Below are 388 nucleotides of genomic sequence, written 5' to 3' on the forward strand. Positions count from 1 at the left end.
GGTTCTAAAGAAACCTTCATCTGTCGCAATGACAATTCTGGCCGACCAAACGCAGCTGGCCGCAGTAATGCCAAAAGAAATCGCCGAATCAGCGGGACCTACCGGGGCAAAAGAATATGTTGGGACGGGCCCATTCAAATTTTCAGGATGGAAAAAGGACCAGTACCTCCATTTTACAAAGTTTAAAGCTTATCAGCCCGTCAATAAACCGGCAAGCGGCGTTGCCGGGAAAAAAGAGGCTAAGGTAAAGGATATCTACTGGTATTTTGCGCCAGATCCATCTACCAGGAGCGCCGGCCTGATCAGCGGACAATATGATATTGCACTCAGTGTTCCGTATGATGCTGTAAAACAAATTGAAAGTACGCCGGGGAAGAAGATCCAGCCC

The 388-nt window shown here is 48.2% G+C and carries 1 protein-coding gene; it reads left to right on the plus strand.

All coding sequences use genetic code 11. The features are described from left to right. Nucleotides 1-388: ABC transporter substrate-binding protein (locus ACLWS4_RS37765; protein ID WP_416876539.1), on the plus strand; the 388-nt coding region annotated here is incomplete at both ends.

Source organism: Kitasatospora sp. SC0581, assembly GCF_048159585.1.
Taxonomy (GTDB): Bacteria; Actinomycetota; Actinomycetes; order Streptomycetales; family Streptomycetaceae; genus Kitasatospora.